This is a genomic window from Pseudoalteromonas sp. XMcav11-Q, assembly GCF_040104525.1.
Classification (GTDB): Bacteria; Pseudomonadota; Gammaproteobacteria; order Enterobacterales; family Alteromonadaceae; genus Pseudoalteromonas.
The window spans coordinates 708,768-722,364 of record NZ_JBECOX010000001.1; the positions used below are offsets into that span (position 1 = coordinate 708,768).

14 protein-coding genes are annotated in these 13,597 nt (G+C 42.4%); 8 read left to right on the forward strand and 6 right to left on the reverse strand.

Going from position 1 to position 13,597, the window contains the following annotated elements; all coding sequences use genetic code 11:
- Window positions 1–3 precede the first annotated feature (3 nt).
- Complete coding sequence (locus ABMY45_RS03330) at window positions 4–2,208, reverse strand: CapA family protein (RefSeq protein ID WP_349288389.1); 2,205 nt, start codon at window positions 2,206–2,208, stop codon at window positions 4–6.
- A 290-nt stretch (window positions 2,209–2,498) separates the two neighbouring features.
- Here ABMY45_RS03330 and tyrR point away from each other — a divergent pair, with 290 nt between their 5' ends.
- A complete protein-coding gene (gene tyrR, locus ABMY45_RS03335) occupies window positions 2,499–4,055 on the forward strand; it encodes a transcriptional regulator TyrR (protein ID WP_010607852.1) in 1,557 nt (518 codons plus the stop codon).
- Window positions 4,056–4,084: 29 nt separating this feature from the next.
- Here the strand turns inward: tyrR and ABMY45_RS03340 are convergent, their stop codons facing one another.
- Window positions 4,085–4,651, reverse strand: coding sequence for a hypothetical protein (locus ABMY45_RS03340; protein WP_039841562.1), 567 nt, complete (start codon window positions 4,649–4,651; stop codon window positions 4,085–4,087).
- A gap of 199 nt (window positions 4,652–4,850) precedes the next feature.
- Here ABMY45_RS03340 and ABMY45_RS03345 point away from each other — a divergent pair, with 199 nt between their 5' ends.
- Entirely contained in the window at window positions 4,851–5,384 is a 534-nt protein-coding gene (locus ABMY45_RS03345; protein ID WP_174170749.1) for an acyl-CoA thioesterase, read from the forward strand.
- 74 nt (window positions 5,385–5,458) lie between these two features.
- Here the strand turns inward: ABMY45_RS03345 and ABMY45_RS03350 are convergent, their stop codons facing one another.
- Window positions 5,459–6,109 (reverse strand): OmpW family outer membrane protein, encoded by a 651-nt coding sequence (locus tag ABMY45_RS03350; RefSeq protein WP_010607855.1) that lies wholly within the window; start codon window positions 6,107–6,109, stop codon window positions 5,459–5,461.
- A 259-nt stretch (window positions 6,110–6,368) separates the two neighbouring features.
- Between ABMY45_RS03350 and dapE the strand changes: the two genes are divergently transcribed.
- The 4 genes from dapE to ABMY45_RS03370 all read left to right on the forward strand — a co-directional run bounded on the left by dapE (window position 6,369) and on the right by ABMY45_RS03370 (window position 9,409).
- Window positions 6,369–7,550, forward strand: a complete 1,182-nt coding sequence (gene dapE / locus ABMY45_RS03355; RefSeq protein WP_349288390.1) for a succinyl-diaminopimelate desuccinylase — start codon at window positions 6,369–6,371, stop codon at window positions 7,548–7,550.
- Window positions 7,551–7,706: 156 nt separating this feature from the next.
- A complete protein-coding gene (locus tag ABMY45_RS03360; protein WP_010607857.1) occupies window positions 7,707–8,153 on the forward strand; it encodes an Hsp20 family protein in 447 nt (148 codons plus the stop codon).
- A gap of 263 nt (window positions 8,154–8,416) precedes the next feature.
- Complete coding sequence (locus ABMY45_RS03365; protein WP_349288391.1) at window positions 8,417–8,713, forward strand: acyltransferase; 297 nt, start codon at window positions 8,417–8,419, stop codon at window positions 8,711–8,713.
- A 27-nt stretch (window positions 8,714–8,740) separates the two neighbouring features.
- Entirely contained in the window at window positions 8,741–9,409 is a 669-nt protein-coding gene (locus ABMY45_RS03370; protein WP_349288392.1) for a hypothetical protein, read from the forward strand.
- A 56-nt stretch (window positions 9,410–9,465) separates the two neighbouring features.
- Here the strand turns inward: ABMY45_RS03370 and ABMY45_RS03375 are convergent, their stop codons facing one another.
- From ABMY45_RS03375 to ABMY45_RS03385, 3 genes are read right to left on the reverse strand one after another with little or no spacing between them, the layout of a single operon-like run.
- Window positions 9,466–9,987 (reverse strand): hypothetical protein, encoded by a 522-nt coding sequence (locus ABMY45_RS03375; RefSeq protein ID WP_349288393.1) that lies wholly within the window; start codon window positions 9,985–9,987, stop codon window positions 9,466–9,468.
- The gene (locus tag ABMY45_RS03380) at window positions 9,984–11,162 is read right to left on the reverse strand and encodes a peptidylprolyl isomerase (RefSeq protein WP_227387310.1); all 1,179 of its coding nucleotides are present in this window, start codon (window positions 11,160–11,162) and stop codon (window positions 9,984–9,986) included. Before ABMY45_RS03380 ends, ABMY45_RS03375 begins: the two co-directional genes overlap by 4 nt.
- Window positions 11,162–12,172, reverse strand: coding sequence for a phospholipase (locus ABMY45_RS03385; protein ID WP_102056357.1), 1,011 nt, complete (start codon window positions 12,170–12,172; stop codon window positions 11,162–11,164). Before ABMY45_RS03385 ends, ABMY45_RS03380 begins: the two co-directional genes overlap by 1 nt.
- Window positions 12,173–12,384: 212 nt before the next feature.
- On the opposite strand from ABMY45_RS03385, the gene ABMY45_RS03390 reads away from it, so the two are divergent.
- A complete protein-coding gene (locus ABMY45_RS03390) occupies window positions 12,385–13,200 on the forward strand; it encodes a MipA/OmpV family protein (RefSeq protein WP_174170746.1) in 816 nt (271 codons plus the stop codon).
- Complete coding sequence (locus tag ABMY45_RS03395; protein WP_010607864.1) at window positions 13,190–13,588, forward strand: DUF3019 domain-containing protein; 399 nt, start codon at window positions 13,190–13,192, stop codon at window positions 13,586–13,588. The genes ABMY45_RS03390 and ABMY45_RS03395 overlap by 11 nt, the downstream gene beginning before the upstream one ends.
- Window positions 13,589–13,597: the final 9 nt, after the last annotated feature.

Here is a 13,597-nt window from a genome sequence, read left to right on the forward strand (position 1 = left end):
CTCTTATTGCTGGCTGAAAGTGAGAGTCAGCTCAGTCGTCTTCGTTGTTTTTACTTTAATAAATTCTAAGCCATGAATTTGCTCGCTTTGCCACTGAGCGCTCTGAAGTTGCACTGGACGCTGCCACGAAATCATCGCAATATCATCTAAAAATAAGGCACTTTCACCGCTACTTGGTGGCGCCATGGAGAGGCCAAACTGGACGCCACGAGCGGGCAATCCTTCTTCGCCAAGCACAACGGAATCGTCAGGTAAGGTAATATCTTGTCTAAATGTTTGCCACTCATAACTACCTGCAGGTTTTAATTGGGGCGTTGACTCAGAAAAGATAAGGCTATCTTCTGATGTTAAGATACGAATATCAGCCTTAAACTCACCAGCGTTCTCTCCTTTGGCATAACCAAAGAGCGAGAGCTCATGGTAAGCCTGTGCCGTGCTCGGCGCTGGCGTAATCGGCATGGTACGAATTGTATGTTTGAACGGCACACGCGTTGGCGTTTCGTTAAATTGTGTTCGTTGTAGACAAAGCCCTTGTACGCCACGATATTTGCCGACTAAGCAGGGCGCGATATCGTCGGCCTCAATTAACCAACGAGAGACTTCCCCCTGTTCGTTATCGCTGTCCCAGTCTTCAAAATCCCCAAAGAACAATAAGTCCCGTCCAAGCACAATCTCTGCTTGAGCATCACTAGCCGTGAGTTTGCTAAGGAACTCAGCACTGCTTGAATATTGGCGTAAATCGACAATATGCTCACCAGCTTCCAAGGTAATGACTTTTTGCTCGGTTGCTTTTGCTTGAACCGGTTTATCAAAGGTGACTTCTGCAAATCCCGAGCGCAATGAGATACCAACTTCGGGTGAAGAAAATTCAGCGATGCGTTTTAGTAGGGCATTGGCAAGATCGCCACTTACAAACTTAGGAACATAGTCTTCTAGATAAACAGGATAGGCTTTTAATGCACTGATTTTAGGTGTGCCTGCGGTTTCTAACTCTACCACAGCTATCAGTCCTAAAAAGGTTTCAAGACGATTTTGTTCAAACACAAAATTGCCTAGCCCAAGTATGCTTGGTACGCCATTGTATAAGCCAAACCCTTGCGCAACGTGAGGATGATGCGCAATCATCAAGTTAGCACCATTTTTGGAAAGTAAATCAAAGCGATTTGAAATATACGCCGTTGGTGCGTATGAATACTCATCGCCACCGTGGAGCTGAGCCACAACAAAGCGGCCGTTGGTACTGGCTTGCATCACCGTTTCTTTCATGCCATTGGTATCTGTTAGATCGGCAGCTCCCCCTTTAGCGTCTGATGCCACATAAGTGACGGTATGTTGATCGCCTGTAATAGAAGTCGCAGACACAAAGTCTATCGTTGTTTCACCAAGGCTTAGGCTGTAGGGCTTAAATGCCTCTGCCGCACTTGTGCCTGCGCCACTGTGTTTAAGTCCCGCTTGCTCGACATACTTCAAGGTATCGTTCAGTCCAGGTGCTCGATAGTCATAGACGTGGTTATTGCCAAGTGCTACATAGTCAATACCCAAATCATTGAGGGCAATTAATGACTCCGGCAGACTAAAAAATGCGAACTCTTTGCTTGGGTGGACCGTGGTTGGGTTTTTTAGGATTGGAGATTCCAAGTTAACCGAAGCGAAATCGACATGTTTAAATAAAGGATGCATAAACTGCACTAGAGCTTGGGCATCAGGCCCTGCGCTTTGGGGCTGGATAAGTCCGTCAGGGGTGCTGGGCAATGAATTCCCCATGGTAATGAGGTCAGGGTTGAAATAACGACGCCCAAACATGGTATCACCGGCAAAAAGTAAGGTTTTTAGCGTGCTCGACTTAGCTTTTAGTTCAAGCGTGAGCTGCTGCTCATTGTTATTTTGATTCGCTAAGGTAAAAACCAAGGGCAAATAATCTGGGTGGGATATTTCTGCGACATAAGCGCCGTATGCTAAAGCCGACAGGTCAAAGATACCATTGTTATTTGAGGTAAATAACTGATCATTTATCGTGAGGCTAGCATTGGCAATGGGGGTTGCATTTGCGTCGTGCAAAAGTATGCTTAAATTGGGCGTCTCGCTATCCCTATCTTGTTGGCTTTTATCTTCATCCTTATCTATTTGTGAAGGACCTGTTTCATTTGGGTCCTCGACTGAGCAGGCTGTGAGTGCAAATAGCAATACTACATTTAAGATTTTTTTCATTGTGGCCAGCCTGCTTTCAAAAAAGATACATTATTTAATTCTTTAGTATTATATCTGTAACTCTTTATGTGTTGCAATCCTTTGAAATGGAATGTAAGTTTCCAAATCAAAAACTTAACAAGCGCTGAAAAATGCCTTGAAAAACAACTTTTTTCAGTTCTTCATTAGTATAGGACAAGAATTTACGAAGATAGCTAAAATTCTGTTCAATATTCTTTACGTTTTTCTAGTCGGACAGCTATTCTTAGAGTATGATCTCGTCAATTGTGAAAACCCGCTTTGAGGAACAAATGCGTCTAGAGATACATTGCGCTGACCGTATTGGTATTGCCCAAGAAATTCTCAATATCTTGGTGAGTTACCGTGTCGACTTGAAAGGTATAGAAGTCGATTCAGTAAATTGTCGAATGTACGTGAGCTTTCCACCCATCGAATTTGAACAGTTTCAGAAAATTATGCCTGAGATCCGCTTAATCGATGGCGTTGAAGATGTTCGTACTACAGCGTTTTTACCGTCAGAACGTGAACATAATGAGCTGAATACTTTGCTCAGTGCGTTGCCTGATGGTGTAATTTCTATCGACGCTAAAGGCTGGGTACGTCATTGCAATGACGCAGCTTGTCGCGACCTTAACATGGTTGAAAAGGAAGTGATCGGTGCCAACATTAACAACCTTTTGAAAGGGTTTAACTTTACTCGTTGGTTAGAAGGTAAAGAGGTGTTAGGCCAGACAACCCGTGTCGAAGTGGGCGGGGAAGATTTTATTGCTGATATTTTGCCAATTTCGGTGCCCCAAGGGATTGAAGGCGATGTATTAGCCGGTGCGGTGATTAACATTAAATCGCAGTCGCGATTAGGACAGCAAGTCAGCGCATTTCGTCGTTATGGACAAGAAAGTTTTGCGACCATCCATAATCACAGCACTGCCATGCGTAGAGTCGTGCGTGAAGCCAGAAAAATGGCGCAGTTAGAAGCGCCAATTCTGATCACAGGTGAAACAGGTACTGGTAAGGAACTGCTTGCCAGAGCATGTCATTATGCTTCCAACCGGTCATTAAAGCCTTTTATCGCACTTTCTTGTGCTTCGCTGCCTGATGACGTTGCTGAGTCCGAGTTGTTTGGGTATGCAGGATATGAAGAAAATGCAGCGCCAAAACGCGGTGTATTAGAGCAAGCGGATGGCGGCACGGTATTCCTCGACGAAGTGGGTGAAATGTCAACCCAGTTACAGACTAAGTTACTGCGTTTCTTACAAGACGGTACTTTCCGAAAAGTCGGTGATGAGAATGAAGTTAAGGTCAATGTTCGCATCATAGCTGCAACGCAAAAAGACTTGCCAGCAATGGTTCAAGAAGGTGTATTTAGAGAAGATCTCTACTATCGTATTAACGTGCTAACGCTCGAAATTTCACCGCTGAGAGATAGAAAAGCGGATATCGGTCCTTTGGCTGAACACTTTGTGCAAAAATATGCCCAGCAAAATGGTCATCCAGCGCCAACATTTGCCAGAGAATGCATTGAATTTTTAGAGAATTACCCGTGGCCTGGTAATGTGAGGCAGTTAGAAAACGCTATTTATCGTGCGGTTTCGTTGCTTGATGATAAAGAGCTTCGTACTGAGCATCTAAACCTACCGACCTTTACCCATGACTTAGGTTATTTGGAGTCTGATTTTGAAGGGACGTTAGATCAAGCCGTGAAGAGATTTGAAGCAACCTTGTTGCGCAAGCTTTACCCCGCTTATCCAAGCTCAAGGCAACTGGCTAAACGTTTGGGATTAAGCCACACAGCCGTTGCCAACAAGCTGCGTGAGTATGGGATAAATAGAAAAACAGTCAAAGTATGATATATAAGGCTACGCAATGAGTGTGGCCTTTATGATTTAGTTCCCATGTCTTTTGTCACGCCATCTACCTTAATATTCTTAACGCCATCTTCTTCAAAAGAGAGTGTGATGCTCACGTTATCTCGCGCAAAGAAGTAATCTATCCCATTTACCGTCAAGACGTAATTACCCTTTACAGAGTCGCTAAACTCTTTTTTCACAAGAGAGATTTGATGATCTGCAATTTGCCACTTAAATTCAGAAATAAAACCTTGATTGAATTCTTGGATCCACACGCGGGTATCGTCTTTACTCAGTGTAATGGCAACTGAGTAAGACTCTGGTAGTTCAGACATATCATAATGATTTGCACCGATGCGAAACTGTTCAGTCTGTTTGTTCCAAGCAAAACCAAACTCAAACGCTTTCTCTACACCGGTTGGGTAGGTTAGTGTGCCTTCCCCTTTAAAGTCAAAGTCTGCGTAGCACATACTGGAAAAGGCAAATAAGGTGGAACAGGTAACAAGGGATAATTTTTTCATCGACTTCACTTCAGTTATTTTACTTAATTTGAGGTTCGCGTATGTAGTAACCGAACTCATTGTTTTTAAGCTCATTTTATAGGCCTTTTTGGTCATGCTAGAAAGGCGTTCATTTTTTGAAGCTCAGGTTATTAATCTAGTTTACCGACTGCATTACTGCAACTAAGGGCAAAGTAATGTATCAGTTATAGACGTAAGCGTAGCAAAATAATCACTTTAGAATATGAATTGCTATGCTAGAATCGAAAAATTATTAACTGGTAAGACCATTGTTATGAATTTATATTTTCGTTTACTGCTGTTGTTTTGGAGAATAAGACAGAATAAACAAACAGCAGATTCCATTTTGTCTCCGATAGATATTGAGTATCGCGCCCTGCCAAGCGATTGCGATATTAATATGCACTTGACCAACTCACGATATCTCGCATTTATGGATTTAGCGCGTACTTGGATGACAGAGCGAGTTGGGTTATTTGCAGCTGTGATGAAACGCCGCTGGTTCCCAATTGTTAACGCTACAGCGATTACCTATATTCGCGATATCAAGCCGCTGCAAAAATTTACCATTACCACTAAGGTGGTGGGATGGGATCATAAATACTTTTACATTGAACAGCGTTTTCATTCAGAGCGTGGGCTGCATGCAATTGCTTATGTGCGTGGGGTATTCAAGCGTAAGGGTGGGGTGGTTGCGGTCGAAGAAATGCTCGAAGTAGCTGGGTTTAACGGTGAAGCACCTATTTTATCTCCTGAGATTATGCATTGGAAAGCCATGTTAGAGGCAAAGAAAAACAGTAATCTATAAACTATAAAGGCCACATCTGTGGCCTTGGGGATTGAGAAAGTAACAGTAAATCTGTGATTTAAACCATTTAGGTATTAGAACTTATATTTCACACCGAACATGGCCACAATTGGGTCAAGCTCTACGTCTGAAGTTAATGCTTTTACGCCGTTTGCGTACACTGTTGCATCGGTATTGATATCCATTTTAGAGATCATACCATGTAGACCCCATTTTTCATTTAAGTCGTAGTTAAAGCCGACTTGTAGTGCGATACCAAAAGAACTATCCAAATCAACTTCTACATCGTTAGTCTTTAGTGTTGCTTTTAGTGCAGCACTTGGCTCTTCATCGAAGAATACTGTGTAGTTTAGACCCGCGCCGATAAATGGACGGAACTTAGCGCTTGCATCAAAGAAGTGATACTGTGCAAGTAGCGTTGGTGGCAAGTGTTTAATGTCTGCGATTTCCGCTCCTGCTAGGCCACCAGCACCGTCAACTGTGTGAGAAAATGGTGTTGCCGCAACTAGTTCAAATACGATGTTATCGCTGTAGTGGTAGTCAAGCGTGATACCTAGCTGAGTATTTGAGTCAGCAACCAAACCAAGAGAGTTATCTTGGTCAATGGCAGAAGCCGTGTTGTCAGGGTTTACGTTAATAGCACCAACATTAACACTGAAATTTGCGTGTGCGAATGGAGCAGCAACTAGCAGAGTAGATAAAAGTGCAGCGCTTAAAGTTTTCATTTTCTTCTCCTAACCCTATGTGAGGACATTTTTAAACTGTGAAACAGTGTGTGTTTTCAATGAAGCCATCTTAAAAGGGTTCAAAAAATGAAAAACTGTTCTAGATCAATTTTTAAATTGTAAGATTTCAGAAATTTTTGAAAGTTTGATTTAGATTAAGTTTTCTCGATGTCATTAATTTGCATTAAAACTGCAATGCTGTGGTCAAAGTTTCATCTTTAAATAATTGCTAGATTTCACCTACAAGTCATTCTCAGTTATGTCATTAGCAACACAGAATCAAAATCTTAGCGCGTCTCACGCAACCGAGATATTAACGCATTTGATCCAAGCGCCTTCGGTTACACCGTGTGATGCAGGCACTATCGCTTTTATGTCAGAGCAACTCGCCGCGCTGGGTTTTACTATTGAGCAGTTTGAGGTGCAGGGAGTAAAAAACTTGATTGCAAGTTATCGTTTCTCTTTGGGACCAACTTTTGCTTTTTCTGGTCATGTGGATGTCGTGCCTGCAAATAATAAAGGCTGGATTGTGCCGCCATTTAGTGCGCAGATTATTGATGGCGTGATGTATGGACGTGGTGCTGCTGATATGAAAGGTGGCGTTGCGGCAATGCTTGCTGCAACCAAAACATTACTACAGCATCGTGAAAAATTACGAGGAAGCTTTTACTGGTTACTCACTTCTGACGAGGAAGGTGAAGCGGAGTTTGGTTCCAAATTGATTGCAGAGCGATTAGCTGAAAATGGCATCGAGCTAGATGCTTGTTTGGTAGGTGAACCGACTTCACATCAAGTAGTGGGAGATACGGTTAAAAATGGTCGTCGCGGTGCGATTTCTGGGCGTATTCAGGTTAAAGGAAAAACGGGGCATGTGGCTTATCCAGAACAAACGGTTAATGCAGCTCACATCGCAGGCCAGTTGGTTAGTCAACTCGCGCTTTTACCTTGGTGGAAAGATGAAGCGGGATCGCAAACCACGCTGCAAGTTACTGGGATCACAGTTCCAAATATCGTGGATAATTTAGTACCAGCAGAGTGTGAAATCACCTTTAATATTCGTTACAGCCATGCCTATAAGAGCCAAGAAGTTGTGCACTATATTCAAGAGTCGCTGGCTAAATCCGGTGCTATGTTAGCGATCAGTTGGGAGCGGCCTTGTGAGTCGTTTTATACCGGCGCGAGGCAAGAAAACTGTTTCTTAACGCTGGTAGAGCAAGCAATCCAGGAAACAACGGGGCAGTATCCGAGCTTAAGTACTGCAGGCGGCACCTCCGATGGTCGCTTCTTTGCGACCGGAAAAACGCAAGTGATCGAATGTGGGGTAAAGAATGATTCAATTCATCAAGTGAATGAACATCTATCCCTCAGCGATCTACATGCGATAGAAAAAATATACTTATCTGTTTTAAATAGGTTTTTTAAAAAAGTTGAAAATTTTTAAAAGAATTTTCTTGAAAATAAATTTGCTGACCATAAATAGCTTTATGAGGACGCCGACAGGGCCTTATGAATTAAATAACTATTTGTTTTAAAAGTGCTTATTGGTTCTTTTTTGAAGAGTGAGCACCTATGTATAGCTTTAAGAGGATACAAAATTATGCGTACAGTAGATTTATCACCATTATATCGTTCATTTATCGGTTTTGATCATTTAGCTTCTATGATGGATGCTGCTGCAAGAACAGATAAACAACCTAGCTATCCACCATACAACATCGAAGCGCTAGGTAAAGACAAGTACCAAATTACCATGGCTGTTGCAGGGTTTACCGAGCAAGAGCTAACGCTGGAATCAGAAAACAATACGTTGACCGTAAAGGGACAAAAGCAAGCAACTGAAGAAGCCAACGAGCGTAAATTTATTCATCAAGGGATCGCCGAGCGCGGGTTCGAGCGCAAATTCCAACTTGGCGATCACGTCAAAGTATTAGGTGCAGACTTAGCGCACGGCTTACTGGTTATTGACCTTGAACGCGAGATCCCAGAAGCACTGAAGCCAAGAAAAATAGAAATTGGCTCGGGCAACTTGCTTGAAAGCAAGTAATATCAATCTAATTTATTGATTTCCAACCCGCCGCCGTCAGGCGGCTTTTTTTTGCCTAAATACAAAGCATTTGTTATTAGTAAAGTTATGCTTCAGTCGTTATCCCCCAGAAAATGAAACTTGGACTAAGACAATACGTAAAAAGACGAAATGGTGTACCACTGGGTCATAGTCAGTCACTAGGAAACATGTTTCGGCGGGCTTTCGGCGCTCGGTCTTTCGATGGTTTCTGGGTGTATTGGAATCCTATCTGGAGTTATTACTTGGCGCGCTTCGTATTTCGTCCATGCGCAGCGAAAGTGGGGGAAAAACTTGGCTATTGGTTTACTTTCATAGTGAGTGGCGCATTGCATGACGTCATTGTTGGATTAGTGGTGGGAGAAGCGATTTTTACATTTAGCCCATTCTTTGCTGTACTTGGGGCTACTGCGCTTGGATTTAAAGTGACGGGCTATCGTTATTCGAGTCAGCACTTTCTCATTGCACCTTTGTTTAACGGTTCGATCATTGTGTTTAGTTTTTATCTAAGTAGTGTTTTTAGCGAGTTACTTGTATGGTAGAAGAAAAATATTGCGTTGAGATGAAGAATGGAATTAAAAGATAAGCTGATATTGTTGTTGAAATCAGGTGGGTTATCGTTACTCATCGCGGGTGGATTTTATACTTTGTTGTTTTACATGTCTGCACAATTTCATCACCAAGTGCAATTTTCGCCCTTCTCGCAGGATATTGGCGTAAACGCGATGCTAATTTATAGCTTCTTGGTTTTTCTATTTAGTGCCATTTTTAGCTATTTCTTTTTGAAAATGCATGCTGCCCGTCATGATATGCATGTCGATGGCTTAGTTCTGAGCATAAAATATACACACTTAGTACTTTGGGGAGGTGTTGTCAGCATTGCGATTTATATCTTATTACACATGAATCAACATGTTTTGGTGTTAAAACAAGCCAAAGACAGCCACACTTCAGCTCAGCAACTTGAAGCGTTGGTTTCTTATCTGCCTGAAAGTGGTGATGTGATAGATCTTGCTGTTGCACAAAATCCCGCGACGGCATCAAACACGCTAACTTACTTGAGTCTAAAACGAGACTTTGCTACGCACTTAGCACTTGCCATGAATCCAAGTACTCCCAAAAAAGTGCTAGAAGAAATTATTAGCTATTATCACGGAGGACAACAAGATGTAGTCCTCAATGCGGTGATGAAAAACCCTAATGTGGCTAGCGGCAAGGTTCAGCTGCAGGTACGTTAATCGTTTTGTTCTATGACTGAGCGTATGGGAGACGCGAGAGGAGCCACTGCCTAACTTTATTTGTTATCACGTTCGCTCAATTCAGTACGTAGTTTACTTTGCATGTCTTTAAGTGCTGTGATTTTATCTCTTGCTTCTTGTAACTGTTGCTGTGGTAATCCCTCTTTAATCCCACGTGCTAGCAGCGTTTCTATTTGTTCTACTTTGCCATCAACAGCCGCAATATACTGTTGTTTTAGCTTGGTGTCTTTTTGATCCAAATATGCTTGGTAAGCTTCGGTATCCGACAAATCGCCATGAAAATCATCTATTTGCTTTTCGGCTTGGCTTATTGGCGGCAGATATTCAGGTTTCGTGATTGGCTTAACGGCTTTGCGTGAGGTCTCGGCATTTGGTTTGATAGCAGTATAAGTATTGATAGGGGGACTTAATGCTACAACTTTTTCCTCTTGCTCAGGCTCAGCCTGCGAGGGGGCGTTATATGTGGGGTTTTGCCAATCTATGTTGGCAAAACGCAGTGTGAATACCGCGATCACTGCTCCAAGGAGTATGACAATCAATGCTTGCCAGTACTTCATATCACCGCTCCGTTGTTTGCCGCTTTCCAAGCCATATAATCTCGCTCGAATTTGTGCTGAGCAAACTCTTGGGTCAGTGCTCGCAGCGCTTGATAGCGTACTGTCTCACTTTTCACATCGTAGTAATCATATACCGGTGACTGGCTATACAATACTAGCCACTCGCCATTTGGCGTGCGAATACTAGGCGTGATCTTGCCCTGTTTACTACTAAATGCCAGTTGTGTTTCCCATTTCGGCGTGCTTTGGCGTGTCAGCGGAATTAATTCAGTCTGCCATATTAATGTAGGAGTATATTTAGCGACGGCTTGTTGCCATGAGTGTGCATTTGCATATTCGTTAAATTGCTGTGCGGTTTTTTGTTCGGGAAATTTCGCTGCGCTCGCACTCACTTGCTTGACGTATTTAAACCTCTTCTTATGACGCTCATAATACTTCGCGATGGCACTATCAGGAATTTCACTTTTTAGGGTATCGATATACTGGCTCGTTGCACCATGCATCTCTTCCTTAACACCAAGAAATGCCAGCATGCTCGGCCTCAATAGTTCTGCGGTTACCACTTGTCGTAACTGTTCTATTGTCAGACCTTGCTTTGCCACATAAGGTTTTGCGGCAATAAATAGCGCCTGTTGATTGAGATGTTGATTGACAATAGCTTGCAATAACGAGAGTTCTCCTTGGTGAAGTTTAAAGCGGTTTTGCATTGATTGGCTATGTAATACTTGAGCAAGTGTCAGTGGCGCTGATTTTGTTAGTTGCAGCTGTTGCCATTTGAGTAATTGCTCAGCAGTGTATTGCCCGTCAGCGGGGTACTGTCCTAGTAAAGACAGCATCTGATCCTTATCAAATACCAAAGGGTAGTGCTTCTTTTCAAGCCGAGTAAGTGCAGGAAACCAATGAAGGAGTGAGCTGGCGAGAAACTTATCGACATGATATTGGGTGCTGAAACCGACTCTGGATTGGCGCTCTAAAACACTTGGATTAAGTTGCTTTGCTTGGAATAGCAAGAATTGATTTTCAAGCAATTGCGCAGTAGTTTGCTTTTTTGATAACTCTCGGCCTTGCTCAAGATAGAGTTGATGAACTAAATGCGTCAGAGATTTAGGTATGCTCGGTGAGGCAAAACTTGGTAAGCAAAAGCTACTTACCAAGAAAAATAGAACTAGACGCATTACCTAACGTCCATCGCATGATTTATCAAATGAACGACCATGGCTATTGCGTGAGGGATCACTTGCTTACCTGTATTTACACGATCGTAATGATCCTCTGAATTTAACACGATACCACCTTGTGAATAAGAGAAAGAACCGCCTTGTGTTAGTAATGGGCGAATATCTGTTGAGTTGCTATCAACAGCGCTGAAACTATTCATCGCTTGCTTTACTAAGGTAAAATCGTTCAATGATTCTTGGTCATAGTAGTCTTTCACCCAAGACTCCCAACCTGCATGATTCAAATCTGATGTTGTCCAAGTATGATGCGGTTGAAGTAAATCTGTAGTGTGAAAAACAAAGCCTAGTACCTGTGGGTTACCGCTCTGTACATAGCTTTGATACCAGTACTGGCCTAAGTTATCAATTGGCTGAAAAGGCATTTCTTCAAAATCATCGTACATGCTATACGTTGAGTGGCTATCGATACGATAGTGTTTTTCTGTGATCCCATAACTATCATATTCAGTATCATCAGCGCTAAACCAACCTGTTTCGCCGCCATGACCATCGTCTAAATAATCGCCTTTCAGCCAAGTGGCAGCCATTGAATCAACAGAGCCTGATACGGTAAGTTTCTGATAATTATAACCACCGAAGTCATTGCCGTGAGTATCAGCACCTTGAGTATGGTTTTGGAAGTGCCAGTAACTGGTGTATTTCACGATGCTTTCAGCTGCACCCCAAAGCGGTGCTTGTACACAGTCACCCGTAATGGCGCCGCAGAAGAATGTATCCTCAAAATCATCAACATCATACGCAGCTTGGCCCAGTAAATTGGCTAGTTGAGAAACTGACATGCCGTTAGCTTGAGCATATGCTTGTAACTTTGCGTACTGTGTTGTAGTTGGATTCTGTGCCATGTAATTTACGGCGTCGATGACGATGCGCTTATGTGTCTCTTGACTAAACGCGTGGCTTTGCCCTGCTGCGACTAAAAGGGCTATAGGAAGTAAATAATTTTTCATGAGTTGCCTCTATAAATTTTAATTTGTGTGAACGCAATTTTTCTACTTAAAAAACGAAGTGCGATATTTAAAATAATTTATGTGAATTTTTGATTAAAATAAAGTTAAATTTTGATTGTGTTAAAATTCAAAGAAGATGCTTGTTGGTCACAAATGGGTCAGGTATGATCTCGGGGAGAATTTAGGCACACCTGCGCTAAACGAATGGAACTATGAAAAAACTACTTATAATAATCAGTTTATTGTTACCGTTTTATGGAATTTGCGAAGAACAAAGTGACGAACTTGATGACGAGTTTGCTTGGCAGCTGAGTGTCGGTGCCTTTTACGTTGATATGACAATGCCTGCTTTAATTGGCACGGACTCGACATTCAAACATGGCACTTTTTTAGTCGATGCAAAGGTAGAGTATAAAAGCTTTTACTTGAATACCCATTCAGGTGATTTTTTTGGTGGCTCGGATATAGGTTACCAAATTATCAATAATGGAGAATGGGGTATAGATGCTATCTATGGCAGTTATATGTTGCCTTTTTCTGAACGTGGTTACTATGACACTGATGATGTCGTGCCTGAACTGAGAGGAATACGTAAACGCGATCAAGATAATTCATTGGGCTTTTCCTATTACCGTCATGTTGGTGAATTTCTTGCTGTTGCTGAGATTGTTTACGATGTCTTTGGGGAAACAAACGGTTGGGTTTTTCACCTCGAAGCGACACGTAATTTTGAACTGAGAAACTGGGATTTATGGCTTAATTTTGGCGCTAACTATTATTCTAGTAATTTTCATAATTACTTTTATGGTGTTTTAGAATCCGAAGTCAATGATTATTTAACCCCCTATAAACCTGGTGCTTCAGCTTCTGCGTTTATGCAAATGCAACTTAATTACCCAATTGCAGAGGATTGGGTGTTTAGCGCAGGTGCATCGTGGTTAGTTGGTTCTCAAGATACGTTAGATAGCCCCTTAGTTCGCTCTCGTCACGCCAGAGTATTCTTTACTGGGGTGAAATATGTTTTCTAAATTAATCACATGGACAGTGCTGTTTTGGAGTATTTCACTGAGCCAACAACTCCGTGCTGCTGAAACTAATCCAGTGGGAATACTTCATGCCGTGCCGAGCAAGTGTGTAGCCCTGAACCAAGGGCGAACTTGCTATGCGGATGTCAAAGTAACGGTGAATGCGCCTTCTGAAGGGGATTACTGCATTCGAGAAAGTTTATCGAAGAAGATCCTGCAGTGTTGGGCCAAAGCGGATACCTTTAAATATGAGCTAGACTTTAGTTCGGATGAAAGTTTGAGCTATGAGCTTATCTCAAAGCAGTCTCGAGATGTGCTAGCTGTGACCACTATTGAGGTGAATTGGGTTCACAAAGTAAAAACAAAAAAAAGGCGTTGGCGCCTCTTTTGATCCGAAGGC

What these genes read in the sequence shown, in the direction of transcription:
- ABMY45_RS03330 (WP_349288389.1), bottom strand. Translation starts at nt 2,208, where the DNA reads ATGAAAAAAATCTTAAATGTAGTATTGCTATTTGCACTCACAGCCTGC.
- tyrR (WP_010607852.1), top strand. Translation starts at nt 2,499, where the DNA reads ATGCGTCTAGAGATACATTGCGCTGACCGTATTGGTATTGCCCAAGAA.
- ABMY45_RS03340 (WP_039841562.1), bottom strand. Translation starts at nt 4,651, where the DNA reads ATGAGCTTAAAAACAATGAGTTCGGTTACTACATACGCGAACCTCAAA.
- ABMY45_RS03345 (WP_174170749.1), top strand. Translation starts at nt 4,851, where the DNA reads ATGAATTTATATTTTCGTTTACTGCTGTTGTTTTGGAGAATAAGACAG.
- ABMY45_RS03350 (WP_010607855.1), bottom strand. Translation starts at nt 6,109, where the DNA reads ATGAAAACTTTAAGCGCTGCACTTTTATCTACTCTGCTAGTTGCTGCT.
- dapE (WP_349288390.1), top strand. Translation starts at nt 6,369, where the DNA reads ATGTCATTAGCAACACAGAATCAAAATCTTAGCGCGTCTCACGCAACC.
- ABMY45_RS03360 (WP_010607857.1), top strand. Translation starts at nt 7,707, where the DNA reads ATGCGTACAGTAGATTTATCACCATTATATCGTTCATTTATCGGTTTT.
- ABMY45_RS03370 (WP_349288392.1), top strand. Translation starts at nt 8,741, where the DNA reads ATGGAATTAAAAGATAAGCTGATATTGTTGTTGAAATCAGGTGGGTTA.
- ABMY45_RS03375 (WP_349288393.1), bottom strand. Translation starts at nt 9,987, where the DNA reads ATGAAGTACTGGCAAGCATTGATTGTCATACTCCTTGGAGCAGTGATC.
- ABMY45_RS03380 (WP_227387310.1), bottom strand. Translation starts at nt 11,162, where the DNA reads ATGCGTCTAGTTCTATTTTTCTTGGTAAGTAGCTTTTGCTTACCAAGT.
- ABMY45_RS03385 (WP_102056357.1), bottom strand. Translation starts at nt 12,172, where the DNA reads ATGAAAAATTATTTACTTCCTATAGCCCTTTTAGTCGCAGCAGGGCAA.
- ABMY45_RS03390 (WP_174170746.1), top strand. Translation starts at nt 12,385, where the DNA reads ATGAAAAAACTACTTATAATAATCAGTTTATTGTTACCGTTTTATGGA.
- ABMY45_RS03395 (WP_010607864.1), top strand. Translation starts at nt 13,190, where the DNA reads ATGTTTTCTAAATTAATCACATGGACAGTGCTGTTTTGGAGTATTTCA.